Origin of the sequence: Lactiplantibacillus plajomi, from assembly GCF_005405405.1 — a bacterium.
GTDB lineage: Bacteria > Bacillota > Bacilli > Lactobacillales > Lactobacillaceae > Lactiplantibacillus > Lactiplantibacillus plajomi.
Genome location: NZ_BJDZ01000060.1, coordinates 1 through 1,796 on the forward strand (window position 1 = coordinate 1; position 1,796 = coordinate 1,796).

General features: G+C 42.7%; 1 protein-coding gene. It reads left to right on the forward strand.

The window, feature by feature from the left end; translation table 11 throughout:
* Positions 1-150: 150 nt before the first annotated feature.
* The coding region (locus FFM82_RS13375; RefSeq protein ID WP_137646241.1) for an IS1182 family transposase at positions 151-1,796 on the forward strand (1,646 nt) is incomplete at its 3' end.

The following is a 1,796-nucleotide window of genomic DNA, read 5'->3' on the forward strand; positions in this document are numbered from 1 at the left end:
GAGGCTGTGACATAAGTCTCTAAAAACAAAGCAGGTCTGGAAAAATCTTCGGATTTTTCCAGACCTGCTTTTGATATAATAGAAAATAAAAAAAGAGCATCGGTCGCACCCGATACTCTACGAAATTATCCCCGAAAGGACATTCCAAATATGCAAGACTATTATAACATGAATCAAACCACTTTGAGTATCGCCTTAGATTACCAACCAGAAGAAAATCACCCCGCGCATTATATTAACCAACTTGTTGAGGGCTTAAAATTGAAATATGATTACCAGTTTGGTCGTCCACGGGAATATAACCTTGGGGCCATGTTAAAACTGGTCCTTTTAGCGTATAGTTACGGCATTTTCAGCAGTCGTAAAATTGAACGTTTTGCCCGGGAAAACAAACCAGCTGGATGGTTGATTGCCGACCAAGTTCCATCTTATCGGACAATTTGTCGTTTTAGAATTTCGGATGAATTGGCCGCTATGACGAACGACAGCTTATCTCAATTGACCGCGTATCTACGCCAAAATGGTATGATTGATGACGTTTCATTTATTGACGGGACTAAGATCCTAGCCGACGCCAACAAGTATAGTTTTGTTTGGAAGAAGAACACAATCCGGTTTGATCAGATGAATCGTGAAAAAATAGTCGACCTGTTAGGTGAACTTCATGAAGCTAAGCTGGTCGGCGAAATTCCATCAGGGTCAGAGCTGACCCCCGAACTATTGGATATCATGATCAGCAAAGTTGAGGATCACTTAGTGGTCCTCAATGAAACCGTGGAAGCAACTAAGCAGGTCTCTCCAAACCCGGCCAAGCAGCAACGACGGACCGTTAAGTCTCAGAAACGTAAATTGGATAAGTTGCGTGATAAAATGCGTGAACATCAAGCCCAACAAGCAGTCTATGGTCAGCGAAATAGCTACTCTAAAACCGACCACGATGCCACCTTTATGCGCGTCAAGGAAGACCCGATGCAAAATGGTCAATTAAAGCCCGCTTATAATGTTCAAATCGCCACGAGTAATCAGTTTATTACGGGGTACCAGCTCTTCCAAAACCCAACTGATACACGGACCTTACAGCCGTTTATTGAACATTTAAGGGTCAACAATGTGTTAGGTCGCACCATCGTCGCCGATGCCGGATACGGTTCCGAAAGTAATTATCGGTACTTAGAAGATGAACTTGATCAATATACAGCCCTAATCCCATACGGGACGATGCTTAAAGAGAATAGTCGAAAATGGCGCAGTGATGACCGTAAAGTCATGAACTGGGATTATCATGAAAAGGATGATTATTTCATCAATCCCCAAGGCGTGCGGTTCAATTTCAATGCGTATCGTCAGCGGACCGATAAATATGGTTTTACTCGTGATTTTAAAGAGTATGTCGCCGAAAAATATGATGAAAATCACCAACTGATTCCCAACGCGTTAACTCCGAAAGGCAATCTCAAAAGAATCTCCGTGAATGAGAATTGGGAATACTTTAAGTCGAAACAACGAGAACTACTTTCAGCTCCAGAAACCGGTCAGATCTATGCGCAACGCAAGATCGACGTCGAACCAGTTTTTGGCAAGCTGAAAGCTTCTTTGCATTTCAATCGATTCTCGGTACGGGGCTTTGAAAAAGTCACCAAGGAAGCCGGAATCGTTGTGATGGCGTTAAATATTATGAAACTGGTCACGTTAGGGACCAGTTTTAAAAATCAAAAGCGTAAGCAAATAGGACGAGAAACCAAAATTCGGTTTCTCGTCCTATTTGCTTATACAGAGGCTAGTTATGTCACAGCCCC